Here is a 24,021-nt window from a genome sequence, read left to right on the forward strand (position 1 = left end):
CCGATCGATTTCGAACTTTTCGAGGTGCGCACCTTGGCTTTCCAGATGCCGGACCGCGGCGGAGGCCCGACGGGGCCACGGATGAGAGTGGGCCGACCGTCCCGGCGCGTCCGTTCCCTGCTCATGACGCTCGGCGTCCTTGCCGCACTGGGCATGGCCTTCGTCATGTTCGCAGGGTTCTGGACCGACTGGCTCTGGTACCGATCGGTCAACTACTCGTCCGTTTTCACGACCACCCTGTGGACGAAGATCGGGCTGTTCTTCGTCTTCGGACTGCTGATGGCGATCGCCGTCGGACTGAACGTCTGGCTCGCGCACCGGCTGCGGCCCCCGCTGAGCGCCATGTCGATGGAGCAGCAGAGCCTCGACCGGTACCGCATGAGCATCGCGCCCTACAAGAAGTGGCTGCTGCTCGGCATCACGGCCCTGGTCGGCCTCATCGCGGGCGCCTCGGCCGCCACCCAGTGGCGCACGTGGCTGATGTGGGTGAACGGCGTGCCGTTCCACCAGAAGGACCCCCAGTTCCACCTCGACGTGGCCTTCTACGCGTTCGACCTGCCGTGGTACCGGTTCTTGCTCGGCTTCGGCTTCGCGGCGACGATCCTCTCCCTGATCGCGGCCGCGCTGACCCACTACCTGTACGGCGGGCTGCGGATCACCAGCCCGGGCGCGCGCGCCACCGCCGCGGCCACCGGTCATCTCTCCGTGCTGCTCGGCGTGTTCGTGACCCTCAAGGCGGTCGCGTACTGGCTCGACCGGTACGGGCTCGCGGTGAAGTCCAGCGACTTCAAGGCGACGGACAACTGGACGGGCCTGCGGTACGTCGACGCGAACGCGTATCTGCCGGCCAAGACCATCCTGTTCTGCATCGCCGCGATCTGCGCCGTGCTGTTCTTCGCGACGCTGTGGCGGCGCACCTGGCAGCTGCCCGTCATCGGCTTCGGCCTGATGGTGCTCTCCGCGATCCTGATCGGCGGCCTGTATCCGGCCATCGTCCAGAAGTTCCAGGTCCAGCCGAACGAGCAGTCCAAGGAAGCCCCGTACATCGAGAAGAACATCGAGGCGACCCGCAAGGCGTACGGGATCGCCGGGGTGTCCCCGGTGGACTACACCGGCAAGGGCACGGTCAAGGACTCCAACAAGCAGCGCACGGATGCCGACTCGGCGGCCAGCTACCGGGTCAACGATCCGAACGTGGTCTCGCCGACGTTCCAGCAGCTGGAGCAGGAGCGGAAGTACTACCAGTTCCCGAAGACCCTCGACGTCGACCGCTACAAGGGCCAGGACACCGTCATCGGCCTGCGCGAGCTCAACCTCGCGGGCGTCGAGAAGCGGAACTGGATCAACGACCACTTCACCTACACGCACGGCTTCGGAGCGGTCGCGGCCAAGGGCACGCAGACCGACCCGGACTCCCCGGGCGCACCCCTGTTCACCGAGTCGGGCCTGCCCGCCGGCGGGACCCTGGGCTCGTACCAGCAGCGGGTCTACTACGGCGAGAAGACCCGCCAGTACTCGATCGTCGGCGGGCCCCAGAAGGAGCTCGACTACGAGCAGGACGACGGCACCCAGAAGACCACGAGCTACAGCGGAAAGGGCGGCGTCAGCCTCTCCAACCCGATCAACCGCGCCGCGTACGCGGTCTCCTTCAGCGAGCCGCAGATCCTGTACTCGGGAGCCATCGGCGACGGCTCGAAGATCCTGTACAACCGCACGCCCAAGGAGCGCGTCGAGGCGGTCGCCCCCTGGCTGACCATCGACGGCGACGCGTACCCGGCGATCGTCAAGGGCAAGATCCAGTGGGTCGTCGACGCGTACACGACGTCGAACGGATACCCGTACGCGTCCCGTACGACGCTCGGTGACACGACGGCCGACTCCCTCAACGAGGGCGACACCCAGCGCGCGGTGGTGGCCCAGCAGAACCAGGTCAACTACATCCGCAACTCGGTGAAGGCCACCGTCGACGCCTATGACGGCACGGTGAAGCTGTACACGTGGGACGACAAGGACCCGGTCCTCAAGACCTGGAAGAAGGCGTTCCCCGGCACGGTCGAGCCCAAGAGCGCGATCCCGCAGGAGCTCAAGGACCATCTGCGGTATCCGCAGGACATGTTCAAGGTGCAGCGCGAGCTGCTGTCCCTGTACCACGTCACGGACTCCGACCAGTTCTACAACGCGTCCGACGCGTGGCAGGTCCCGAACGACCCGACGAAGAAGGACAACAGCGCGGTCCCGCCGTACTACCTGTCCATGAAGATGCCGGGCCAGACCGACCAGCAGTTCTCGCTGACGACGACGTTCACCCCGAGCGGGCGCCCCAACCTGCGCGCGTTCATGGCGGTCGACGCCGATGCCACCAGCAAGGACTACGGCACGATAAGACTGCTGCGGGTCACCGAGGACAAGGTGTACGGCCCGGAACAGGTGCAGAACAAGCTCAACTCCCTGTCGTCCGTGGCGAACTTCGTCCGCGACATGAAGGGCGCCGACTCGACGGTCCTGTACGGCAATCTGCTGACGGTGCCTCTCGACAAGGGCTTCCTCTACGTCGAACCGATCTACGCACAGGGCCGCAACGCGGAGTACCCGCTGCTGCGCAAGGTCGCGGTCTCCTACGGCGACAGAACCGGATTCGCCGACAACCTCGGGGACGCGCTGAACCAGGCGTTCGGCGTGGCCGGCGCGCAGCCGGCCGAGCCGGAGAAGCCCGGTGGCGACACGACGAAGCCACCGGAGAACTCCACGGTCAAGGAAGCTCTCGCGGACGCGGAGAAGGCCTTCGAGGATGGCCAGGCCGCCATGAAGAAGGGCGACCTGCACGCCTACGCCGACGCGCAGGACAAGCTGGAGGATGCCCTCAAGCGCGCCGACAAGGCGCAGTCCGCGGCCGACAAGGCGGCCGGCGACGGCAAGTCCGGCGACAAGAGTGCTGATCAGAGCGCCGACAAGGACACCGGCGAGAACAGTGGGGGCTCGAGCAGCTGAGCGAAGACCCACCTCGCGCCGTGGTACGGTTTGAACACAACGGCGCGGGGTGGAGCAGCTCGGTAGCTCGCTGGGCTCATAACCCAGAGGTCGCAGGTTCAAATCCTGTCCCCGCTACTGAAGACGAAGGCCCGGATCCTGATCTTTCAGGATCCGGGCCTTCGTCGTGTGCGCGGCAAACCGTCCGTCCGTGCGAAGCGTGCCTCTCCCGGGGGTAGTTGAGGTTTTCGTGTTTCACTTATCTCTCTGTGGGCATGTCGACAAAACGCTGAAGTGACCTCACTGGCTGCGGTATACCAGGTGTACCCAGGTTGCAGGTGGTGCGACGATGGACGTTATGGGGGACAAGGCAACTCTGTTGGAGACGGGGCGGTTTGTGCAGCCGGCCGACCGGGAGGAACCCGGGGCGGCCGCCGAGGAAGCACGTCATCGGCCGGCCGCCGAGTCCGGCGACGTCGAGGCGATGAGCGTTCTCGGAGCCATGCTGCTGCGCCGCGGTGACCTCGACGGAGCCGAGCCCCAGCTGCGCGCTGCCACCGCCGCGGGCGACCGCGCCGCCGCCAACAACCTCGGTGTCCTGCTGCACCAGCGCGGATACGCGGACGAGGCCGCCGGCTGGTGGCGCGTCGCCGCCGTCGCCGGATCCGCCCCCGCCGCGCACGCCCTCGGCCGCCACCACCGCGAGCGCGGCGACGAGCCCGCCGCCGAGTACTGGCTGCGGCAGTCCGCCGAACAGGGCCACGCCCTCGGCGCGTACGCGCTCGCCGACCTCCTCGAACACCGCAGCGACGTCGGCGCCGAGCGCTGGATGCGCGCCGCCGCCGAGCACGGTCACCGCGAGGCCGCCTACCGGCTCGCCCGCACCCTCGACCGGCGCGCCGCGCACGAGCGCCCCGAGGGAGCGCTCCGTGGTGCGCCCGCGCCCGCCGACGACGAGAGCGGCGCCCCCGGGGTCGCGGCCGAGACCGGCACCCGCAGGAAGCTGCCCGCGGCCGCGGAGGCCGAGCAGTGGTACCGGCAGGCCGCCGCGCGCGGACACCGCCGGGCCGCCCTGCACCTCGGCGCGATCCTGGAGAAGCGCGGCGAGCTCAAGGAGGCCGGCCGCTGGTACCTGAACTCCGCGAAGGACGGCGAGCCCCGGGCCGCCTGCGCGCTCGGCTTCCTGCTGCGCGACGCCGGTGACGAGGAGAGCGCGGGGGTCTGGTGGCTGCGCGCCGCCCAGGAGGGCGATGGCAACGCTGCCAACGCGCTCGGCGCCCTGCACGCCCAGCGTGGCGAGACGCAGACCGCCGAACGCTGGTACCGCGCGGCCATGGACGCGGGCGACATCAACGGCGCGTACAACCTCGGCCTGCTCTGCGCCGAGCAGGGCCGCACCGTGCAGGCCGACCAGTGGTACCGGCGTGCCGCGTACGCGGGTCACCGCGAGGCGGCGAACGCGCTGGCCGTGCTGCTCCTCCAGGGCGGCGACGCGGCGGGCGCCGAGCCGTGGTTCTCCAAGGCCGCCGAGGCGGGCAGCGTGGACGCCGCCTTCAACCTCGGCATCCTGTACGCCGGCCGGGACGACGAGGTCGCCGCCCTCCAGTGGTACGAGCGGGCCGCGGCGGGCGGGCACACCGAGGCCGCGCTCCAGGCCGGGATCGTCCGGCTGAGGGACGGCGACGAGCGGGCCGCCGAGCGGCATCTGCGGTGCGCCGCCGGCGGGGGCAGCGCCGAGGGCGCGTACCGCCTGGCCACGGTCCTCGACGCGCGGCAGCCCCCGGTCGGGCCGCCCGCGCTCGGCGAGTGCGTCAGCGAGCGCGCCGAGTGCGAGGAGTGGTACGAGCGGGCCGCCGAGCAGGGGCACCGGCGCGCGCAGGTGCGGGTCGGCATGCTGGCCGCGGCGCGGGGCGACATCGTCCGCGCGGCGCGCTGGTACCGCGAGGCCGCGGAGGCGGGCTCGCGCAACGGCGCGTTCAACCTCGGGCTGCTGCTCGCCCGCGAGGGGAGCGAGCCGGAGGCCGCGCTGTGGTGGACGCGTGCCGCCGACGCCGGGCACGGGCGCGCGGCGCTGCGGCTCGCGCTGCTGTGCGCGCGCCGTGGCGACCTCGTCGAGGGGCAGCGGTGGGCGCACCGGGCAGTGGAGCTCGGTCCGGCCGAGGTGTCCGAGCGGGCCGGGCGGTTGCGGGACGCGCTGCGGTCGGAGCTGTCCGCGTAACGGAGGCGTACGGGGGTGTGGCGAGGCCGTCGACGAACGCCCGGTCCCCGCCACACCCCCGTCAGACCCTCGTTTCGCCCCCGCGGGCCGGACGCCGGAAGGGATTTGCGCTGGTCGGGGGCGTTCGCGTACAGTCGTGTTCACCGACGCGGGGTGGAGCAGCTCGGTAGCTCGCTGGGCTCATAACCCAGAGGTCGCAGGTTCAAATCCTGTCCCCGCTACTGAAGGCCTGAGGCCCGGAACCATTGGTTCCGGGCCTCAGCTCTGTTTCCCGGCCGGACCGCCTGGATCGCCCGGCGTCACGGCTTGTGGCCCACCGCCTCTCCGTACAGCGCCCGGTCCACGACCTTGTCCTCCGGAAGCGGATCCCCCTTGGAGACGCCCGCCGCGCGGTACGCCGCCTGGAGCCGGTCCGTCGTGCCCGCCCTGATCTCCCAGTCCATGCGCAGCGACGGCGTCGACTCCAGTACGGCCTTGTCGGTCTTCAGGAGCCCGGCGAGGCCGTCGACGAACGCCCGGTCCTTCTTGTAGTCGCCCGCGAAGTACGTGTTCACCGTGCGGATGTACGCGCGCAGGAACGCGACCCCGGCATCCGGGTCCTCCTTGAGGAGCTTCGGGCCGAACAGGAGACCGCCGAGGGGTTCGCCGAGCGGCTGGCCGCCCAGGAACGCGAACCGCTTGTCGCCGTCGACCTTGCGCCACACCGGGTCGAGCAGCCAGGCCGAGTCGACCCCGCCGTTCTGGAGCGCGGTCAGCACGTCGGCCGAGCCGAGCTGCTGGAACTGGATCTTGTCGAGCCCGCCGCCGTGCTTCTTCAGCGCCTTGTCCATGGGGTACGAGATGACCGAGCCCTTGCCGATCATCGTGCCGAGCCTGCGCCCCGCCATCGGGACGTGGTCCGGGCTCCGCCCCTTCTTCAGGCGCACCCACATACCGCTCTTGGACTTCGGGTCCGGCGAGAAGTTCCCGGCGACCCACTTGATGTCGAAGCCGCCGCTGATGCCGTTCATCACCGCGGCCTCGGGCGCCGCCCACTGCGCGTCGATGTCCCCCTTGGCCAGCAGCGGGAGCGCGTCCGGGGTCGGCAGGACCTTCAGGGTGACGTCGAGACCCTCCTTCTTGAACTCGCCCTTCTGCAGGGCCAGTTCGAGCGGGGCCACGTACTCGGCGCTCAGGGTGCCGGTCGCGATGGTGAGCTTGCGGGTCCTGGCGAGCTTCACCGGGGCCGGGGCGCCCTTGTCGCAGCGGGCGGGTGCGCGGTCGGCGGCCAGGTCCGACGGATCGGTCCAGCCGTTCTTCCCGCAGCCCGCCACCGCCTTGACCGTGCGGGGCTTCGCGGCCGTGTCCGACGAGGAGGTGCTGCCGCCGCCGCAGCCGGCCGAGGTGAACAGGACGCCGGTCGCGAGCAGGGTCGTACAGACGAGTCTGGTGCGCATGGATTCTCCGTACGGGAAGGGACGGTGGAGGTCAGGACTGGCCGCGGCCGCGGTCGCGCGGCGCCCACGGAGTGAGCAGCCGGCCCGCGACGCGCACCAGTTCGGAGAAGACGACGCCGAGCACGGCGACGCAGACGATGCCGACGAACATCACGTCGTTCTGGAAGAGGGCGCGGGCGTCGAAGATCAGGTGGCCGAGGCCGTTCGTGGCCGCGATCTGCTCGGAGGCGACGATCACGAGGACCGCGACGCCGGCGGCGATCCGGGCGCCGACCAGGACCGCGGGCAGCGACGCCGGAAGCAGGACGTGCCGGAACATCTGCCACGCAGAGGCGCCGAAGACCTGCCCGGCGTCCCGGTGGCCGGAGGGGACGGCGAGCACCGCCGCCATCGTGGAGATCCAGACGAAGAAGAAGACGGTCGTGGCGACCAGCGCGATCTGCGGGCCTTCGCCGAGGCCGAACATGTTCAGGAAGACCGGCAGCAGGGCCAGCTTCGGGACGACGTAGAGCGCGTCCAGCATCGGTTCCAGGGCGGCGCGCACCACGGAGAGCGAGCCCATCAGGAGCCCGAGGGCGTATCCGGTGACGGTGCCGATCGCGTATCCGGCGAGTACGCGCTTGAGGGTGGCCCACACGTCCGGCCACAGGTCGCCGTCCGCGGCGCGGTGCCAGCCGTCCACGAGGATCGTGGACGGCGCCGGGTAGACGCGGTCGTCGATCCACGCCTGGGTGGCGGCGAGCTGCCACAGCAGGACCAGGACGAGGGGGACGGCGACGGCGAGCGAGAGTTCGAGGGCGCGGCGCCTGCGGTGGGTGCGGGCGGGGTGCAGCTCCTGCGGGCCCGGCCGTCTGACCAGGAGCGTTGTGTCGTCCTTCGGGGCGGTCGTCGTCATGCCGGGACCACCTCGTCGCGGCGTACCTCGCCCCGCAGCAGATCCCACAACTCGCCCTTCAGCGCGGTGAACTCGGGCGTCGAGCGGATGTCGCCGGTGCGCGGCCGGGCGAACGGCGGGCGGCGCTCGGCGATGATGCGGCCCGGCCGTGCCGACATCACGAGGACGCGGTCGCCGAGCACGATCGCCTCTTCCAGGCTGTGGGTGATGAAGAGGGTGGTGGTGCGGGTGGTCTGGGTGAGGTCGAGGAGCTCGTCCTGGAGGATCGTGCGCAGCTGGGCGTCGAGGGCCGCGAACGGCTCGTCCATGAGGAGGATCTCGGGCTCGACGGCGAGTGCGCGGGCGATGGCGACGCGCTGGCGCATGCCGCCGGACAGCGCGGCCGGATAGGCGTCCGCGAAGTCGGCGAGGCCCATGCGGGTGAGCCAGTCGGTGGCGCGGGCGTCGGCCTCGCGGCGGGGGACCTTCTGGATGTCGAGGCCGAAGCGGACGTTGGCCAGGACCGTCTTCCAGTCGTAGATCCCGTAGTCCTGGAAGATCATCGCTGCCGGGCGGTCGCTGTCCGTGCGGATGGCCAGCTCGCCCGCGGTGGGGCGCAGCAGGCCGGCGGCGATGCGCAGGAGGGTGGACTTCCCGCAGCCGGAGGGGCCGACCACGCAGGTGAACTCGCCGGGGGCGACGGTGAGGTCGAGGGGGCCGAGGGCCGCCACCGTGCGGTGGCCTCGGCCGAAGGACCGGGTGAGTGTACGGGCCTGGAGTTTGGGGTGCGGATCTCCCACGGTTTCCCTCCCGGGGTGCGGTGGAGGTGGGCGCCGCCGCCGACGATATGACGGGTCGTCAGATTGGGGAAGGGGGCGGGTTGTTGAGATACGGACCAAAGGGGCGCGCGGGGGCTCGCTGGAGGGGGGCGCGAAGAGGGCCCGCACCGTCCGGTGCGGGCCCTCTTCGGAAAGGGTGGTGGGGGCTACGCCGACGCGCAGTTCGGGCAGACGCCCCGGTACGTCACCTCGACGTCCGAGACCGTGAAGCCGAAGCGCTCGGAGTCGGGGAGGTCGGTGAGCGGGTTGCCGCTCGGGTGGACGTCCCGGATCGCGCCGCACCGGGCGCAGACCAGGTGCTGGTGCGGGCGGTGCGCGTTCGGGTCGTAGCGCTTGGCGCGTTTGTCCGTGGCGACCTCGATGACCTCACCGAGGGAGACCATCTCGCCGAGCGTGTTGTAGACGGTCGCCCGGGAGATCTCGGGGAGTTTGGCGACGGCGAGCGAATGCACCTCGTCGGCCGTCAGGTGGACATGGTCGCCGTCGAGGACCTCGGCCACGACGCGCCGCTGCGCGGTCATACGCCAGCCGCGTCCGCGCAGTCGTTCCAACAGGTCACTCATGAGGGCCAGCCTAACAGGCGGAGGGACCAGGTCCCGAACGGGTGTGACTTTGGAAGCTCACTTGACTTGGACAATGTCCATTGTAGGATCGAAACTGGCTTTGGCCAAGGACAGGACTTGCAGCAGATGAGGGCGCGGCAACAGCCGCTCCAGTGGAGCCGGTGCTTGCACCGGGGCAGGAGGCGCACGTGACGTCGCAGGGACCGCTCACCACGGAGGCCGGCGCGCCGGTCGCCGACAACCAGAACAGCGAGACCGCGGGCGTCGGCGGGCCTGTACTGGTCCAGGACCAGGCGCTGCTCGAGAAGCTCGCGCACTTCAACCGCGAGCGCATCCCGGAGCGCATCGTGCACGCCCGCGGCGCCGGTGCGTACGGCACGTTCACGCTGACCCGGGACGTCTCGCAGTGGACGCGGGCCAAGTTCCTCTCCGAGGTCGGCAAGCAGACCGAGACGTTCCTGCGGTTCTCCACCGTCGCGGGCAGCCTCGGCTCCGCGGACGCCGTGCGTGACCCCCGCGGCTTCGCGCTGAAGTTCTACACCGAGGAGGGGAACTACGACCTCGTCGGCAACAACACCCCGGTGTTCTTCATCAAGGACGCCATCAAGTTCCCCGACTTCATCCACACGCAGAAGCGCGACCCGTACACGGGCTCGCAGGAGGCCGACAACGTGTGGGACTTCTGGGGCCTGAGCCCTGAGTCGACGCACCAGGTCACCTGGCTCTTCGGCGACCGCGGCATCCCGGCGACGCTCCGCCACATGAACGGGTACGGCTCGCACACGTACCAGTGGAACAACGAGGCCGGCGAGGTCTTCTGGGTCAAGTACCACTTCAAGACCGACCAGGGGATCAAGAACCTCCCGGCCGACGAGGCCGCGAAGCTCGCCGGTGAGGACCCGGACTCGCACCAGCGCGACCTGCGCGAGGCCATCGAGCGCGGCGAGTTCCCGTCCTGGACCGTGCAGGTGCAGATCATGCCGGCGGCCGACGCGGCGACCTACCGCTTCAACCCGTTCGACCTCACCAAGGTGTGGCCGCACGAGGACTACCCGGCGATCGAGATCGGCAAGCTGGAGCTCAACCGCAACCCGGAGAACATCTTCGCCGAGGTCGAGCAGAGCATCTTCTCGCCGGCGCACTTCGTGCCGGGCATCGGCCCGTCGCCCGACAAGATGCTCCAGGGCCGCCTCTTCGCGTACGGGGACGCGCACCGCTACCGCGTCGGCATCAACGCCGACCACCTGCCGGTGAACCGCCCGCACGCCACCGAGGCGCGCACCAACTCCCGTGACGGCTTCCTGTACGACGGCCGCCACCGGGGCGCGAAGAACTACGAGCCGAACTCCTTCGGCGGCCCGTTTCAGACGGACCGGCCGCTGTGGGTGTCGACACCCGTCACCGGCGGCACCGGCAACCACGAGGCCCCCTCGCACGCCGAGGACAACGACTTCGTGCAGGCGGGCAACCTCTACCGCCTGATGTCCGAGGACGAGAAGGCCCGTCTGATCGAGAACCTCGCGGGCAACATCGCGGGCGTCTCCCGCGACGACATCGCCGAGCGCGCGATCGGCAACTTCCGCCAGGCGGACGGTGACTTCGGCAAGCGCCTCGAGGCCGCGGTCCAGGCCCTTCGCGGCTGACCGGGACGCTTGACGCAGGCAGAGGGCCGGCTCCCGTCGGGGGCCGGCCCTCTTGTTCGCGTACGGCGGTGCCGTGCGCGGCTCAGCTCACCAGCGTCGTCGACGCGCGGCGGGCCGGGGCCCAGCAGCGGATGATGTCGCGGACCGACACGATGCCGACCGGCTCCTGGTCGTCGAGCACGATGAGGTGCCGGAAGCCGCCGTGCGACATGGCCTCGGCAGCCTCCTGGAGCGTCCACGCCGGGGCGGCGAAGACGACGTCGGTCGTGGTGTGGGTGCCGGCGATCTCGTGGTCCGGGTTCTGGCCGAGGCCGAGCGAGTTGAGGATGTCGCGCTCGGTCAGAATGCCGATCCCGCAGGTGTCGGGGTCGAGGACGACCGCCGCGCCGACGCGGCGTTCGGACATCAGCCGGGCCGACCTGCGCAGTGTGTGGGCGGGGCCGATGGTGAGGACCATCGTGCTCATGGCGTCGCGGACGAGCATGGGCGTGAGCCACCTCCTTGGTGAATCCGCGACCTCCGGGATGCCGAAGGATTGCCTCCGGTCCCGACCTGGAGAACGGATTCACAAGTTCACAAGTGGGGGGACTCTCAGAGTCGCAGCCGTTCGGGCCGTCAACAAGGGGGCGCGGAAGGTCCGTTGCGCCGTTATGGAGCTTCCGCGCGCCGTAGCGGCGCGACGCTCACGTCTGCAGGTAGCTCAGCAGCTCGCCGTGGAGCAGGCCGTTCGACGCCGCCGCGTTGCCGCTGTGCGGGCCGTGGCGCCCGTCGAGGCCGGTGAAGACGCCGCCCGCCTCCGTCACGATGATCGCGTTCGCCGCCATGTCCCACAGGGAGAGCTCCGGCTCCGCCGCCATGTCGACCGCGCCCTCGGCGACCATCATGTAGGGCCAGAAGTCGCCGTATCCGCGCGTGCGCCACACCGCGCGCGTGAGGTCGAGGAAGCCGTCGAGCCGGCCCTGCTCCTCCCAGCCGCTCAGCGAGGAGTACGCGAAGGAGGCGTCCGCGAGGCGCCCGACCTTGGAGACGTGCAGGCGCGAGGCCGACGTCAGGCTGCGGCCCGTGTAGGCGCCCGCGCCCTTCGCGGCCCACCAGCGGCGGCCGAGCGCCGGCGCGGAGACGACGCCGACCACCGGCTGGTAGCCGCCCTCGCCCGCCTCCATCAGCGAGATGAGCGTCGCCCAGACCGGCACTCCCCGTACGTAGTTCTTGGTGCCGTCGATCGGGTCGATGACCCAGCGGCGCGGGCCCGTCCCCTCGATCCCGTACTCCTCGCCGAGGATCGCGTCCCGCGGCCGTGCCCGCTTGAGCTGACCGCGGATGAGCTCCTCCGCGGCCTTGTCGGCCTCGCTCACCGGCGTCATGTCCGGCTTGGTCTCGACCTTCAGGTCGAGGGCCTTGAACCGGTCCATGGTCGCGGCGTCGGCGGCGTCCGCGAGGACGTGGGCAAGACGCAGATCATCGTGATAGTCGGGCATGGATGAACAGTATCGATCGAGGTCGGTCCGGGGCCACAGGGCGCCGGGCCCGGCGGTCCGCGAGGGCTATTGACAGGGCACGCGGGCGCGTCAACCCTGGCGGTTGAGCCGCTACGGCGTGGGGAGGCGACGATGCCCACAGCGCGGGAGTCCTTGCTGGACGCGGCCGGTACGGCGGTGGCCGGGCGCCCCTGGCCCCTGGTGCGGATGATCGACGTGGCGGCCGTCGCCGGGGTGTCCCGGCAGACCCTCTACAACGAGTTCGGCAGCAAGGACGGGCTCGCGCGCGCCCTGGTCCGGCGCGAGGCCGACGCCTATCTGGCGGGCGTCGACCGGGCCCTGAAGCAGGCCGGGATCGAGGCCGTCGCCGAGTGGACCGTCACCGCGGCCGGCTCCAGCGCGCTCGTACGGGCCGTGCTCACCGGCTGCTGGGGCGAGCGGCTGCCGGCCCCGGTGCTCGCCGGGGTGCCCTCGTCGTCCACCGTGCCCGCGCAGCGCCGGGCCGACGGGCCGCTCCCCGGTCCCGGCGACCTGGTGAAGCTGGTCCGCGAGCGGGCCGCGGCCGCGTTCCGTTCGGCGGGGCGGCCACGGGCGGAGGCGGACCATCTGGCCCGCGACTGCGAACTGGCCGTCCGGCTCGCCCTGTCCTGTCTGCTCGCCCCCGAGGCCGAGGGCGGCGTCGTGCGCCTCGTGCGGGACGCGCTGACGCACCGCAGGGCGGGCGCCGCCGTCATCTGACGTGAACGGCCCGTCGGGGAAGCCGGGTTGAAGGGGCGAGACAGCTGCCGACGGCTCAGTGCGCCGAGCCCGACAGCTGAAGGCCGATCACACCGACGATCACGAACGAGATCGAGACGAGCTTGAGGGTGGAGACCAGGTCGTCGAGGAAGACCATGCCGTAGATCGCGGTGCCCGCCGCGCCGATGCCCGTCCACACCGCGTACGCGGGGCCCACGTCGAGCTTGCGCAGCGCGAGCGTGAGGAGCCCGAAGCTGCCGAGGGCGAAGCACGAGAATGCGATCGTCGGCCAGAGCCGGGTGAAGCCGTGCGAGAGCTTCAGGCAGACCGCGAAGCCGGTCTCGAGAATCCCCGCCACGATGACCAGCAGCCACGCCATGTGCTTGCCTCCAGCATCTTCGACTTCCGTGACCGCTTCGTACGGTTTCGATCTTGCGTCCGGCTTGGTGCGATTATGCACTTACCGTCGAGGCGCGGTCGCAAACAACGCTGAGGTCAGTCGCCCTCGCGCCGCTCCCTCGTGGCGAGCAGCCTCCGCAGTGAGTACAGACGCGCCGGATCGGCATGTCCCTGAGTGACCCACTCGTCGAGCGCGCAGTCCGGCTCGTCGTGGCTGCACGCGCGCGGACAGTTCTCCGTGCCCGGCTCCAGGTCGGGGAAGGCGTGGATGACGCGCGACGGGTCGACGTAGTGCAGACCGAAGGAGCGCACGCCCGGGGTGTCGATCACCCAGCCGCTGTCGTCGGGCAGCGGCAGCGCGAGCGCCGACGTCGTGGTGTGCCGGCCGCGGCCCGTGACCGCGTTGACATGACCCGTCGTACGCCGGCTGCCCTTCGGCACCAGCGCGTTCACCAGCGTCGTCTTGCCGACGCCGGAGTGGCCGACGAACACCGTGATCTTGCCGTCGAGCTGCTCGCGCACCCGCGCGACCGCGGCCCCGCTCTCCAGCTCGTCCCGGCTGGTGACGACGTAGGGGACGCCCAACGCCCCGTACATCTCCAGGAGTTTGCCCGGCGGGTCGAGGTCCGACTTGGTCAGGACGAGGAGCGGGTCGAGGCCGCTGTCGTACGCGGCGACGAGGCAGCGGTCGATCATGCGGGGCCGCGGCTCGGGGTCCGCGAGGGCGGTGACTATGGCGAGCTGGTCCGCGTTGGCGACGACCACGCGTTCGTACGGGTCGTCGTCGTCGGCCGTGCGGCGCAGGACAGAGGTGCGCTCCCCGATGCGGACGATGCGGGCGAGGGTGTCCTTCTTGCCGGACAGATCACCGACGACGGAGACCTGGTCGCCGACGACGGCCGCCTTGCGGCCCAGCTCGCGGGCCTTCATCGCGGTGACCGGGATGTCGTCGATGAGGACGGTGAGGCGGCCCCGGTCCACGGTCAGGACCATGCCGTCGGCGGCGTCCTCGTGCTTCGGGCGGATGTTCGTGCGCGGGCGGTTGCCCTTGCGGTTGGGGCGGACGCGGATGTCGTCCTCGTCGGGGTTCTTGCCGTAACGGCGCATGATCTCGATCCGCCCGTCAGTTCCCCAGCATCCCGGCCCACAGGTCGGGGAAGTCGGGCAGGGTCTTGGCGGTCGTCCCCACGTTCTCGATCTCCACGCCCGGCACGGCGAGGCCGATGACCGCGCCCGCGGTGGCCATGCGGTGGTCGTCGTACGTGTGGAAGATCCCGCCGTGCAGTCGGCGCGGCCGGATGTGCAGGCCGTCGGCGGTCTCGGTGACGTCGCCGCCGAGCTCGTTGATCTCCTTGGTGAGCGCGGCCAGACGGTCCGTCTCGTGCAGGCGCAGGTGCGCCACGCCCCGGAGCGTGGAGGGGGAGTCGGCGAGGGCCGCGACGGCCGCGATGCCGGGCGTCAGCTCGCCGACCTCGCTCAGGTCCACGTCGATGCCGTGGATCGCGCCGGATCCGGTGAACTCAAGGCCCTGCCCGGTCAGTTCGCAGGAGCCGCCCATCAGCGTGAAGATCTCGCGCAGCCGGTCGCCGGGCTGCGTCGTGCGCTCCGGCCAGTCGGGGACGGTGACCTTGCCGCCGGTGACGAGGGCCGCGGCCAGGAACGGCTGGGCGTTCGACAGGTCGGGCTCCACCGTCAGGTCGCGGCCGAGCAGGGCGCCCGAGGTGACGCGCCAGACGTTCGGCTCGCCGCCGGACTCCGGGGTGTCGACCTGGGCGCCGACCGTGCGCAGCATGTCGACCGTCATCCGGATGTGCGGCATCGAGGGCAGCGGGCCGCCGACGTGCCGCACCTCGACCCCCTGGTTGAAGCGCGGCGCGGACAGCAGGAGGGCGCTGACGAACTGCGACGAGGAGGACGCGTCGATCTCGACCCGGCCGCCGTCGAGGGCGCCGGTGCCGTGCACGGTCATCGGGAGCGCGCCGCGGCTGTCGTCGTCGATCCGGGCACCGAGCCCGCGCAGCGCGTCGATCACGCCGTTCAGCGGCCGCTCGTACGAACGGGGGTCGCCGTCGAAGCGCACCGATCCGTCGGCGAGCGCCGCGACCGGGGGCAGGAAGCGCATCACCGTGCCGGCGTTGCCCACGTCGACCGTGGCCGGGCCGTGCAGCCCCGAAGGGATGACGCGCCAGGCCTCGCCGGAACCGTCCGGGCCCACGCCCTCCTCGATGCCGACGCCCATGGCGCGCAGGGCGGCCGCCATCAGGAGCGTGTCGCGCGAGCGCAGCGGGCGGCGCAGCCAGCCGGGCTCGGCGGCGAGCGCGGCCAGGACGAGCGCGCGGTTGGTGACCGACTTCGACCCCGGCACATGGACCGTCGCGAAGACGGGGCCGCTCGCGTGCGGGGCGGGCCAGAGAGAGGTGTGCGCGGGGATTTCGGTCATGCCTTTACTTTAGTGGGCTCAGGCGATCGGGCCGGATCACGAGCCCCCGCGCCGCCGAGCAGAGGGTCACAGTCCGAGCAGCCAGCGGCCCCCGCCGAGCAGCGCGCACAGTGAGACGGCGTGGAAGAAGAACAGCCACATCCCCGCCGGCACGTGCGTGAGCCGCGACAGCTGGTCCGCGTCGGAGTCCCCGGCCCCGCCCCGCCTGCGCTTGCTCTGCAGCTCGAACGCGGGCCGCACGCCGCCCAGCAGCAGGAACCACACGACGACGTAGGCGAACGCGCCCTGCACCTGCGGTCCCGCCAGCCAGGACACGAGCACGAAGAGGCCGCCGGTCAGGAGCACGGACAGCGCGCCGTACGCGTTCCTGATCATCACGAGCAGCGCCAGGAGCAGGGCCGTGGCCAGCCACAGGAGGGCCGTGATGTGCCCGGCGGCGAGCAGCGCCGCGCCGCCGAGGCCGAGGAGCGGGGGAGCGGTGTAGCCGGCCGCCGCGGTCAGGATCATGCCCAGGCCCGACGGCTTGCCACGGCTGACCGTGAGGCCGCTGGTGTCCGAGTGCAGCCTGATGCCGTCGAGACGGCGCCCGCTGAGCAGGGCCACGATGCCGTGCCCGCCCTCGTGGGCGATGGTGATCGCGTTGCGGGACAGCCGCCATATGTTGTGCGGGACGATCACGGCGAGCGCGGCCGCCGCTGTGGCGAACACCACCCACTGATCAGGGTCGGACTGGCTGCCGAAGACCCGGTCCCACAGGTCGGCGGCGCCGCTGCTCGCGGTGACGTACATGGTTGGAGCGGCTCCCTCTGGCGGGCCAGTATCTGGCACTGTGGCACGTATGTGCGGACGGTATGCATCGAGTCGTAGGCCCGAGGATCTCGCAGGAATCTTTGAGATCGAGAAGTGGGAGCCCGAGGAGACCCTCGCGCCCGACTTCAACGTGGCCCCGACCAAGGAGGTCTACGCGGTCCTCGACCGCCCTGTGAAGGACGCCGCCGACCCGAATCCGGTTCGCCAGCTGCGCACGCTCAAGTGGGGCCTCGTGCCGTCGTGGGCGAAGACCCCCGAGGGCGGCGCCCGGATGATCAACGCCCGCGCCGAGACGGTGTCCGAGAAGCCCTCGTACCGCCGCGCCTTCTCGAGCCGCCGCTGCATCCTGCCCGCCGACGGCTACTACGAGTGGGTCACCGGCGTCGGCGAGCGCGACCTGGAGGTCGAGGGCAAGAAGAAGCGGCCGCGCAAGCAGCCCTACTTCGTCACGCCCGCCGACGGCTCCGTCTTCGCGATGGCGGGCCTGTACGAGTTCTGGCGCGACCGCACCCTGCCCGACGAGCACCCCCTCGCCTGGTGGGTGACCTGCACGGTCATCACCACCGAGGCGGAGACCGCGCCGCTCGCCGTCGCCCCCGAGGAGGGGCCCAGCTCCCTCTTTGACATTCACCCCCGCATGCCGCTCATGCTCACGCCGGACCGCTGGGACGCCTGGCTCGACCCGGCGCACACCGACGTCGACGACCTGAAGTCGCTGCTCGCGCCGCCGCCGGAGGGCCTGATGCGGGCCTACCCCGTCTCGACCGCGGTCAGCAACGTGCGCAACAACGGGCCGGAGCTGCTCAAGGAGCTGGAGGGGCCCGAGGAGGGCACACTCTTCTGACGTGACCAAGAACGTGACCAAGAACACGACCACGAGCGCCGCCGGGCCCGCCGCGAAGACCGAGATCGTCGAGACCGGCGCGGGTGAGGCCCGCATCACCTGGCACCCGGCCCCCGCGAAGAAGGCCCGCCTCGTCCTGGCCCTCAGCCATGGCGCCGGCGGCGGCATCGAGGCGCGCGACCTGAAGGCCGTCGCCGCCGAGCTGCCCGCACACGGAGTGACCGTCGCCCTCGTCGAGCAGCCGTGGCGGGTGGCCGGCAAGAAGGTGGCGCCCGCGCCGAAGACCCTGGACGTCGGCTGGCGCGGGGTGTGGCCCGCCCTGGAGAAGCCGGGACTCCCGGTCGTATCGGGCGGGCGCAGCGCGGGCGCGCGCGTGGCGTGCCGCACGGCGCGGGAACTAGGCGCGGCCGCCGTCCTCGCCCTGAGCTTCCCGCTCCACCCGCCGGGCCGCCCCGAGAAGTCCCGCGCCGACGAACTCCTCGGCGCCGGGGTCCCCGCCCTCGTCGTCCAGGGCGGCAACGACCCCTTCGGCAAGCCCGCCGAATTCCCCGGATCCACCGCGTACGAGCTCGTCGAAATCCCTTACGGGGACCACGGGTTCGCGGTGCCCAAGCGGGCGGACATCGGCCAGGACGAGGCCGTGGCACTCATCGTGGACGCCGTCGTGAAGTGGGCCGGATCACTCGCGTAACACCCGGGAATGTTGCGGCCCGGGCGTCTGTTGTCGGGAACAGACGGTACGAGAGTGCTGTCGAAGACTTGCGAGAGATCACGCGTTGTCACGAGTGCTTACGAGAGGAAGTCCGCCGCATGGGTTCGACCATCTGCCCGAGCCGCAGCAGCGCCGCTGACCTGGAGTGGAGCGTGCTGCACGCGGCGAAGACCGCCCCCATTCGGACGGCGGGCGGAGCAGATCGCCAGGCCGCTGAGACCGATGGTCGTCTATTCTCCGATTCGAGTGGGGTCTCCTTCGGCCCCGCCACGTCGTTGGAGGAGGTGGGTCCGGTCACTGGCACCGACGCAGGGACCGAACACGGCCAGGCGGAAGAGCCTGAGGAGACCGCCGCGGAGCGCAGCCTGCGCTTCGAGCGCGACGCGCTCACGTTCCTCGACCAGATGTACTCGGCCGCGCTGCGCATGACGCGCAACCCGGCGGACGCCGAGGACCTGGTGCAGGAGACCTACGCGAAGGCGTACGCGTCGTTCCACCAGTTCCGCGAGGGCACGAACCTCAAGGCGTGGCTGTACCGCATCCTCACGAACACCTTCATCAACTCGTACCGTAAGAAGCAGCGCGAGCCCCAGCGCAGTGCCGCCGAGGAGATCGAGGACTGGCAGCTGGCGCGTGCCGAGTCGCACATGTCGACCGGCCTGCGGTCCGCAGAGTCGCAGGCGCTCGACCACCTGCCCGACTCGGACGTGAAGTCGGCGCTCCAGGCGATCCCCGAGGAGTTCCGCATCGCGGTCTATCTCGCCGACGTCGAGGGCTTTGCGTACAAGGAGATCGCGGACATCATGGGGACACCCATCGGGACGGTGATGTCCCGGCTCCACCGAGGCCGTCGCCAGCTGCGCGGAATGCTCGAGGACTACGCCCGCGACCGCGGACTGGTCCCGGCCGGCGCCGGGGAGTCGAACGAAGCGAAAGGCTCGGGCTCATGAGCTGCGGCGAGCACCACGAGACGGACTGCAGTGAGGTCCTCGACCATCTCTACGAGTTCCTCGATCACGAGATGCCGGACAGTGACTGCACGAAGTTCGAGACGCACTTCGAGGAGTGCTCTCCGTGCCTCGAGAAGTACGGCCTCGAGCAGGCCGTGAAGAAGCTGGTCAAGCGGTGCTGCGGCCAGGACGACGTACCGAGCGACCTGCGGTCGAAGGTCATGGGCCGCATCGACCTGATCCGGTCGGGGCAGGCCGTGCCCGACCAGGACGTGACGGCGTCGGCCCCCAAGCTGCGGGAAGCCTGAGACCACGGCCGCGAGGCCGAGCGGTGATGAGCGGGACGTGACGGCGATACGTCACGTCCCGCCGCCGTTCCCCGCCCCCGTCACCCGAATGAACTAATCCGCCGTCGGGTGGCCCGGGGAATCCTCGCGATGGCGCCCGCGCGCCCTCCCCACCGCTCTATTCTCCGGAACCTGAAGCGGGATCACGGGGAGGGGGGGGTCGGTATGCGCACGGTTTCGCCAGTGGCCCTCGGCTATGTCCTGTGCGTGGCCGGCGGCGCCCTCGCGTGCCTGGCCCCCGCCGCGGGCCCGGCCACACCCTGGCCCGCCGTCGGACTCCTCGCCGTCCTCTACACGGGCTGCGAACACGCGGGCCAGTGCCGCGTGATCGGGCGGCGCGTCCCCAAGGGCATGGGCACCTTCTTCCCGGTCCTGCTCGCCGGAGCGTTCCTCCTGCCGCCGGCGGCGGCCGCCCTCGTCGCCGTGCCCGGCACGCTCGTCGCGAGGACGGACCGCCGCCCGGCCGGCCTGCGCCGCGTCTGGCGCGCCGCCCAGCTCGCCCTCGCCACCTGGGCCGCCGCCCGCGTCCACGCAGCGCTCGGCGGCACCGCGGCGGTGTCGGCGCCCCACTTCCCGTACGCGCTCGTGCCCGCCGGAGCGGCCGTCCTCGTCTTCTGCGCCGTCCTCGCCCTGCTCGACGGCGGCATCCTCGCCACCGCCGAACGCGTCCCGCTGCGCGCCGCCTGGCGCGGCCTCTTGCCGAGCGCCCTCGGACCCGTCGCCGTGCACGGCCTCGCGGGCCTCATGATGGCCGTCCTGTGGCGCAGCCCGTACGGCCCGTTCGCCGCGCTGCTCGTGCTGCTGCCGATGTACATCTCCTGCTGGGTGTTCGCCCAGTACCACCGCGAGCGCGCCGCCCACCAGGAGACGATCCGGGCCCTCGTACAGGCCGTCGACATCAAGGACGGATACACGCGCGGCCACAGCGAGCGGGTCGGCCGGGCGTCCATGATGATCGCCCGCGAACTCGGCATGGCGGACGAGCGCGCCGAGGTCCTGCGGTTCGCCGGGATCCTGCACGACGTCGGCAAACTCGGCGTCCCCACCCGCCTGTTGCGCAAGGACGGCCCGCTGACCCCCGAGGAGCGGCGCATCATCGAACTGCACCCCGAGTACGGGCACGAGATGGTGCGCGGCATCGGGTTCCTGGGGGAGGCGCGGGCGGCGATCCTGCATCACCACGAGCGGATGGACGGCAGCGGGTACCCCTACGGGCTCACGGGGGCACAGATCCCGGAGTTCGCGCGGGTGGTGGCGGTGGCGGACGCGTTCGACGCGATGACGTCCACCCGGTCCTACTCGCGGGCGCGGCCCGTCGACGTCGCCCTCGCCGAGCTGTCCCGGTGCGCGGGCGCACAGTTCGACCCGCTGATGGTCGGGGCGCTGGTGCGGGCGCTCGGGCGGCACGGATGGAACCCCGCCGTGACCGCCGACGAGGCCGCCGGACAGATGCCCGGGCCCCGCGTCGCGCGGCGGGCGGCCTCGCGGTGACGTGGACGCGGTCCCCGGGCCCGGGGAGCGGCCGGGCGCGCACCACGATCGCGGCCGTCCACGGCCTCGCCGTCGTGCTCACCGCCGTCTGTCTGGGCGCCACCCTCTGGAACGGCCTGGAGGAACCCGGGACGGCGCTCGCCTTCGGCGTGCTCATCGCCGTCGGTGAACTCGCGCGCTGGGGGGCACCCGGAAGGGACCGGGAGCCCGCGCCACTGGGGGTCGCCGGCGCGCTCGCGTACGCGCTCCTCGGGGAGACGGCGGGGCAGGCGACGCATCACGGAGCGCTCCAGGTCGTCGCCGTCTGCGTCGCGGCCGCGCTCGTCGGCTCCGTCCCGCATCTCGCGGTCGGGCGCGGGCCGTCCGCCGACCACATGGCGCGGCGCGTCCTCACCGTCACCTTCGCCGCCGTCTGCTTCCAACCCCTGTACAACGAGGGCAGGTTCGGCGCCTGGCTCGGCGACGGCGCGGCCTACGCGCTGCTGCTCGTCGGGCTGCTCGTCCTGACCGCTCTGTGCGACGCCGTCCTCGCCGCGGCCATGGCGCACGCTCGTACCGGCTGGCCGTTCGGGCCGCTGCTCAGGGACGAGCTGCGGGCCATGAGCGGCATCGGCTCCGCGGTGTGCGCCACCGGCGCCGTCATCGCCCTCGCCGTGGCCGTCGCCGGGCTGTGGGCGCTGCCCGTCTTCTGCCTGCCCCTCCTCCTGACCCAGCTCGCCTTCCGCCGGTACGCCGCCGTGCGGACCACGTACCGGCAGACGATCGCCTCGCTGGCCCGCGCCACCGAGATCGCCGGCTACACGCCCCAGGGCCACGCCCTGCGCGTCGCGGCGCTCAGCCGCGCCGTGGGCCGTGAGCTGGGGCTCTCCGAGCCCGACCTCACCGTCCTGGAGTACGCGGCCCTCATGCACGACATCGGGCAGCTGTCCCTCGTCGACCCCGTGGCCGAGGGCGCCACCGCCGCCCTGCCCGCCCAGGAGCAGCGCCGGATCGCGCTGCTCGGCGGGGCCGTCGTGCGCCAGACAGGCGTGGACGCCGAGGTCGCCGTCGTCGTCGAGCGCCAGGCCGACCCCTACCGTGAGCAGCCCCTCACCGCGCGCATCGTCCGCACCGCCAACGCATACGACGAGATGGCCCGGGGAGAAGGCCCCCAGGGCCCCCTCACCGCCCTGGAGCGACTGCGTCTGGCCACGGGGCGCGACTACCAGCCCGATGTGGTGGAATCGCTGGCCAGGGTCGTGTCGAGGGGCGGGGTGACCCTGCCCCCAGCTGGGTAACCCATGGGTAATGAGCGGCTCTGCGGCCGCACGTGGTTGGATGCGAAGAAGAGGATGTCCGGGGGCTCAGGCCCCGGCCGTGCTCCTCGGGGGAAGGCCTCCCGAGGGCACCGTCCCCCGGACCGACAGGCGGGAATGCAGGCGGGAATCGTGAGGATCTTCGGCAAGGGACGGCACCGGCCCTCCGCCTCATGGCGGCAGGCCACCGATCGGGCGTTCACGCTCATCGGCGACGGCCGGTACGAGGACGCCGGGGCCCTGCTCACCCGGGCCGCCGACCTCGAGCCGTGGCTGTCCGAGTCCTGGTTCAACCTCGCGCTGCTGCACAAGTTCCGGCACGACTGGGAGCAGGCGCGGGCCGCGGGCCTGCGCGCGGTCGCCCTCCTGGACCGCGAGAGCGGCGCCCCCGACTGGTGGAACGTGGGCATCGCGGCCACCGCCCTGCAGGACTGGCCGCTGGCACGGCGGGCCTGGCAGGCGTACGGACTGAAGGTGCCGGGCGGCGCGACCGCCGCCGGCGAGCCGACCGGCATGGACCTGGGCAGCGCCGCCGTGCGGCTGTCGCCGGAGGGCGAGGCCGAGGTGGTGTGGGGGCGCAGGCTCGACCCCGCCCGCATGGAGGTCCTGTCCATCCCGCTGCCCTCCTCCGGGCGGCGCTGGGGCGAGGTCGTACTGCACGACGGCGTGCCCCACGGGGAGCGGACGACGGCCATCGGGCACTCGTACCCCGTCTTCGACGAGATCGAGCTGTGGGCTCCCTCGCCCGTCCCCACCTGGGTCGTTCTCCTGGAGGCGGCGACCGAGGCCGACCGGGACGCCCTGGAGCAGCTCGCCTCCGACGCCGGGTTCGCCGCCGAGGACTGGTCGTCCTCCGTGCGGCTGCTGTGCCGGATGTGCTCCGAGTCGCGGATGCCGTCCGACGAGGGCGACGGCGAGCACCTGGACCCGCACGACCACAGCGAGCCCGGACATCCGGGGCCGCTCGGTCACCGCACGGACGGTCAGCTGTGGGTGCCCGAGCGCGAGTGCGGTGTCGCGGCGCCCGCGGCGCTGGTGCGGGGGCTGCTCGACGGCTGGGTCGCGGACAGCCCGGACTCCAGGGACTGGCGGGACCTTGAAGAGGTCTGCTGACCGGTCCCCGTAGGCTGTACCCCGGAAAATTTGTCGTAGCAGGTACCGGAAGGCGTACGTCGGACATGGCGCAGCAGGACACCGAGCACGAGCACGCCGGAGTGCTCCCCGTGGACGACGAGGGCTTCGTCCTCGACACCGAGGACAACGCCGCCCGCGAGGAGGCCGCCGTCGCGCGCGGCACGTCGCGGCCGATCACCGTCGTCGGGAACCCCGTCCTGCACAAGGAGTGCAAGGACGTCACCGAGTTCGGTGACGAGCTCGCGCAGCTGGTCGACGACATGTTCGCCAGCCAGCGCACCGCGGAGGGCGTGGGCCTCGCCGCCAACCAGATCGGCGTCGACCTGAAGGTCTTCGTCTACGACTGCCCGGACGACGACGGGGCGCGCCACACCGGCGTGGTCTGCAACCCGGTGCTCCAGGAGCTGCCCGCGGACCGGCGCCGCCTCGACGACTCGAACGAGGGCTGCCTGTCCGTGCCGACGGCGTACGCGCCGCTCGCGCGTCCCGACTACGCGGTGGTGACCGGGCAGGACGAGAAGGGCAACCCGATCAAGGTCCGCGGCACGGGCTACTTCGCGCGCTGCCTCCAGCACGAGACGGACCACCTGTACGGGTACCTGTACATCGACCGCCTCTCCAAGCGCGAGCGCAAGGACGCCCTGAAGCAGATGGCCGAGGGCACCCCGCGCTACGAGGTCGTCTCCAACGACTGAGCGGGAAGGGCCTGTTGGGCCACGAGCGCACCCGAGTGACACCCGAGCGGCGGGGGGGCCCGGTGGCCACAGGCCCGGCGCCGCCCGCGGGGTGGGGGGCCCGCGCCCCCCCCCCGGGGGGGGGGGGGGGCCGCGCACCCCCCCAAAA

At 71.6% G+C, this 24,021-nt stretch carries 22 protein-coding genes and 2 tRNA genes; 14 read left to right on the top strand and 10 right to left on the bottom strand.

Annotated features, from left to right (window positions below):
• Positions 1–45: 45 nt before the first annotated feature.
• The 4 genes from ACWIGU_RS32710 (at position 46) to ACWIGU_RS32725 (ending at position 5,406) form a co-directional block, all read left to right on the top strand.
• Positions 46–2,988 carry a UPF0182 family membrane protein gene (locus tag ACWIGU_RS32710; RefSeq protein ID WP_454405330.1) on the top strand — a complete coding sequence of 981 codons (2,943 nt, stop codon included), beginning with the start codon at positions 46–48 and terminating at the stop codon, positions 2,986–2,988.
• A gap of 43 nt (positions 2,989–3,031) precedes the next feature.
• Positions 3,032–3,105: transfer RNA gene (locus ACWIGU_RS32715), tRNA-Met, on the top strand.
• A 211-nt stretch (positions 3,106–3,316) separates the two neighbouring features.
• Positions 3,317–5,185 carry a sel1 repeat family protein gene (locus ACWIGU_RS32720; protein WP_454405280.1) on the top strand — a complete coding sequence of 623 codons (1,869 nt, stop codon included), beginning with the start codon at positions 3,317–3,319 and terminating at the stop codon, positions 5,183–5,185.
• Positions 5,186–5,332: 147 nt separating this feature from the next.
• Positions 5,333–5,406, top strand: a tRNA-Met gene (locus ACWIGU_RS32725).
• 78 nt (positions 5,407–5,484) lie between these two features.
• Here ACWIGU_RS32725 and ACWIGU_RS32730 read toward each other — a convergent pair.
• The 4 genes from ACWIGU_RS32730 to ACWIGU_RS32745 form a co-directional block, all read right to left on the bottom strand.
• Positions 5,485–6,621, bottom strand: a complete 1,137-nt coding sequence (locus ACWIGU_RS32730) for an ABC transporter substrate-binding protein (protein WP_454405281.1) — start codon at positions 6,619–6,621, stop codon at positions 5,485–5,487.
• 31 nt (positions 6,622–6,652) lie between these two features.
• Entirely contained in the window at positions 6,653–7,516 is an 864-nt protein-coding gene (locus ACWIGU_RS32735) for an ABC transporter permease (protein WP_454405282.1), read from the bottom strand.
• Positions 7,513–8,295 (bottom strand): ABC transporter ATP-binding protein, encoded by a 783-nt coding sequence (locus tag ACWIGU_RS32740; RefSeq protein ID WP_454405283.1) that lies wholly within the window; start codon positions 8,293–8,295, stop codon positions 7,513–7,515. The genes ACWIGU_RS32735 and ACWIGU_RS32740 overlap by 4 nt, the downstream gene beginning before the upstream one ends.
• A 185-nt stretch (positions 8,296–8,480) precedes the next feature.
• Positions 8,481–8,897 carry a Fur family transcriptional regulator gene (locus ACWIGU_RS32745; protein WP_329570499.1) on the bottom strand — a complete coding sequence of 139 codons (417 nt, stop codon included), beginning with the start codon at positions 8,895–8,897 and terminating at the stop codon, positions 8,481–8,483.
• 161 nt (positions 8,898–9,058) lie between these two features.
• On the opposite strand from ACWIGU_RS32745, the gene ACWIGU_RS32750 reads away from it, so the two are divergent.
• Positions 9,059–10,540: a catalase gene (locus ACWIGU_RS32750; RefSeq protein ID WP_454405284.1), complete on the top strand. Its 1,482-nt coding sequence runs from the start codon at positions 9,059–9,061 to the stop codon at positions 10,538–10,540.
• Positions 10,541–10,622: 82 nt separating this feature from the next.
• On the opposite strand, the gene ACWIGU_RS32755 is transcribed toward ACWIGU_RS32750, so the two are convergent.
• Positions 10,623–11,024 carry a CBS domain-containing protein gene (locus ACWIGU_RS32755; protein WP_100595972.1) on the bottom strand — a complete coding sequence of 134 codons (402 nt, stop codon included), beginning with the start codon at positions 11,022–11,024 and terminating at the stop codon, positions 10,623–10,625.
• Between the two features lie 199 nt (positions 11,025–11,223).
• On the bottom strand, positions 11,224–12,018 hold the full coding sequence (hisN, locus tag ACWIGU_RS32760; protein ID WP_100595971.1) for a histidinol-phosphatase: 795 nt from the start codon (positions 12,016–12,018) through the stop codon (positions 11,224–11,226).
• A gap of 132 nt (positions 12,019–12,150) precedes the next feature.
• Here hisN and ACWIGU_RS32765 point away from each other — a divergent pair, with 132 nt between their 5' ends.
• Complete coding sequence (locus ACWIGU_RS32765) at positions 12,151–12,756, top strand: TetR/AcrR family transcriptional regulator (protein ID WP_454405285.1); 606 nt, start codon at positions 12,151–12,153, stop codon at positions 12,754–12,756.
• A gap of 55 nt (positions 12,757–12,811) precedes the next feature.
• On the opposite strand, the gene ACWIGU_RS32770 is transcribed toward ACWIGU_RS32765, so the two are convergent.
• The 4 genes from ACWIGU_RS32770 to ACWIGU_RS32785 all read right to left on the bottom strand — a co-directional run bounded on the left by ACWIGU_RS32770 (position 12,812) and on the right by ACWIGU_RS32785 (position 16,384).
• Positions 12,812–13,135 (bottom strand): DMT family transporter, encoded by a 324-nt coding sequence (locus ACWIGU_RS32770; RefSeq protein WP_100595965.1) that lies wholly within the window; start codon positions 13,133–13,135, stop codon positions 12,812–12,814.
• 116 nt (positions 13,136–13,251) lie between these two features.
• On the bottom strand, positions 13,252–14,262 hold the full coding sequence (gene rsgA, locus ACWIGU_RS32775) for a ribosome small subunit-dependent GTPase A (protein WP_454405286.1): 1,011 nt from the start codon (positions 14,260–14,262) through the stop codon (positions 13,252–13,254).
• Between the two features lie 16 nt (positions 14,263–14,278).
• Complete coding sequence (gene aroA / locus ACWIGU_RS32780; RefSeq protein WP_454405287.1) at positions 14,279–15,595, bottom strand: 3-phosphoshikimate 1-carboxyvinyltransferase; 1,317 nt, start codon at positions 15,593–15,595, stop codon at positions 14,279–14,281.
• Between the two features lie 66 nt (positions 15,596–15,661).
• Positions 15,662–16,384 carry a M50 family metallopeptidase gene (locus ACWIGU_RS32785; RefSeq protein WP_454405288.1) on the bottom strand — a complete coding sequence of 241 codons (723 nt, stop codon included), beginning with the start codon at positions 16,382–16,384 and terminating at the stop codon, positions 15,662–15,664.
• Between the two features lie 49 nt (positions 16,385–16,433).
• On the opposite strand from ACWIGU_RS32785, the gene ACWIGU_RS32790 reads away from it, so the two are divergent.
• The 8 genes from ACWIGU_RS32790 to def all read left to right on the top strand — a co-directional run bounded on the left by ACWIGU_RS32790 (position 16,434) and on the right by def (position 23,873).
• A complete protein-coding gene (locus ACWIGU_RS32790; RefSeq protein WP_454405289.1) occupies positions 16,434–17,249 on the top strand; it encodes an SOS response-associated peptidase in 816 nt (271 codons plus the stop codon).
• Between the two features lies 1 nt (position 17,250).
• Complete coding sequence (locus tag ACWIGU_RS32795; RefSeq protein ID WP_454405290.1) at positions 17,251–17,940, top strand: alpha/beta hydrolase family protein; 690 nt, start codon at positions 17,251–17,253, stop codon at positions 17,938–17,940.
• A gap of 305 nt (positions 17,941–18,245) precedes the next feature.
• The gene (gene sigR, locus ACWIGU_RS32800) at positions 18,246–18,911 is read left to right on the top strand and encodes an RNA polymerase sigma factor SigR (protein WP_199841903.1); all 666 of its coding nucleotides are present in this window, start codon (positions 18,246–18,248) and stop codon (positions 18,909–18,911) included.
• Positions 18,908–19,219 (top strand): mycothiol system anti-sigma-R factor, encoded by a 312-nt coding sequence (gene rsrA / locus ACWIGU_RS32805; RefSeq protein WP_326774182.1) that lies wholly within the window; start codon positions 18,908–18,910, stop codon positions 19,217–19,219. Before sigR ends, rsrA begins: the two co-directional genes overlap by 4 nt.
• 204 nt (positions 19,220–19,423) lie before the next feature.
• Complete coding sequence (locus ACWIGU_RS32810; protein ID WP_454405291.1) at positions 19,424–20,749, top strand: HD-GYP domain-containing protein; 1,326 nt, start codon at positions 19,424–19,426, stop codon at positions 20,747–20,749.
• Complete coding sequence (locus ACWIGU_RS32815; RefSeq protein WP_454405293.1) at positions 20,668–22,026, top strand: HD-GYP domain-containing protein; 1,359 nt, start codon at positions 20,668–20,670, stop codon at positions 22,024–22,026. Before ACWIGU_RS32810 ends, ACWIGU_RS32815 begins: the two co-directional genes overlap by 82 nt.
• 150 nt (positions 22,027–22,176) lie before the next feature.
• Positions 22,177–23,157: a tetratricopeptide repeat protein gene (locus ACWIGU_RS32820; RefSeq protein ID WP_454405294.1), complete on the top strand. Its 981-nt coding sequence runs from the start codon at positions 22,177–22,179 to the stop codon at positions 23,155–23,157.
• Between the two features lie 65 nt (positions 23,158–23,222).
• Positions 23,223–23,873, top strand: a complete 651-nt coding sequence (def, locus tag ACWIGU_RS32825) for a peptide deformylase (RefSeq protein ID WP_454405296.1) — start codon at positions 23,223–23,225, stop codon at positions 23,871–23,873.
• Positions 23,874–24,021: the final 148 nt, after the last annotated feature.

This window comes from Streptomyces sp. NPDC055400, from assembly GCF_053644375.1.

Coding starts and splice junctions, on each gene's coding strand:
- ACWIGU_RS32765 (WP_454405285.1), top strand. CDS start 12,151: ATGCCCACAGCGCGGGAGTCCTTGCTGGACGCGGCCGGTACGGCGGTG.
- ACWIGU_RS32815 (WP_454405293.1), top strand. CDS start 20,668: ATGGAACCCCGCCGTGACCGCCGACGAGGCCGCCGGACAGATGCCCGG.
- ACWIGU_RS32730 (WP_454405281.1), bottom strand. CDS start 6,621: ATGCGCACCAGACTCGTCTGTACGACCCTGCTCGCGACCGGCGTCCTG.
- ACWIGU_RS32790 (WP_454405289.1), top strand. CDS start 16,434: ATGTGCGGACGGTATGCATCGAGTCGTAGGCCCGAGGATCTCGCAGGA.
- ACWIGU_RS32745 (WP_329570499.1), bottom strand. CDS start 8,897: ATGAGTGACCTGTTGGAACGACTGCGCGGACGCGGCTGGCGTATGACC.
- ACWIGU_RS32720 (WP_454405280.1), top strand. CDS start 3,317: ATGGACGTTATGGGGGACAAGGCAACTCTGTTGGAGACGGGGCGGTTT.
- ACWIGU_RS32785 (WP_454405288.1), bottom strand. CDS start 16,384: ATGTACGTCACCGCGAGCAGCGGCGCCGCCGACCTGTGGGACCGGGTC.
- rsrA (WP_326774182.1), top strand. CDS start 18,908: ATGAGCTGCGGCGAGCACCACGAGACGGACTGCAGTGAGGTCCTCGAC.
- ACWIGU_RS32710 (WP_454405330.1), top strand. CDS start 46: ATGCCGGACCGCGGCGGAGGCCCGACGGGGCCACGGATGAGAGTGGGC.
- ACWIGU_RS32755 (WP_100595972.1), bottom strand. CDS start 11,024: ATGCTCGTCCGCGACGCCATGAGCACGATGGTCCTCACCATCGGCCCC.
- rsgA (WP_454405286.1), bottom strand. CDS start 14,262: ATGCGCCGTTACGGCAAGAACCCCGACGAGGACGACATCCGCGTCCGC.
- aroA (WP_454405287.1), bottom strand. CDS start 15,595: ATGACCGAAATCCCCGCGCACACCTCTCTCTGGCCCGCCCCGCACGCG.
- ACWIGU_RS32810 (WP_454405291.1), top strand. CDS start 19,424: ATGCGCACGGTTTCGCCAGTGGCCCTCGGCTATGTCCTGTGCGTGGCC.
- hisN (WP_100595971.1), bottom strand. CDS start 12,018: ATGCCCGACTATCACGATGATCTGCGTCTTGCCCACGTCCTCGCGGAC.
- ACWIGU_RS32735 (WP_454405282.1), bottom strand. CDS start 7,516: ATGACGACGACCGCCCCGAAGGACGACACAACGCTCCTGGTCAGACGG.
- ACWIGU_RS32770 (WP_100595965.1), bottom strand. CDS start 13,135: ATGGCGTGGCTGCTGGTCATCGTGGCGGGGATTCTCGAGACCGGCTTC.
- def (WP_454405296.1), top strand. CDS start 23,223: ATGGCGCAGCAGGACACCGAGCACGAGCACGCCGGAGTGCTCCCCGTG.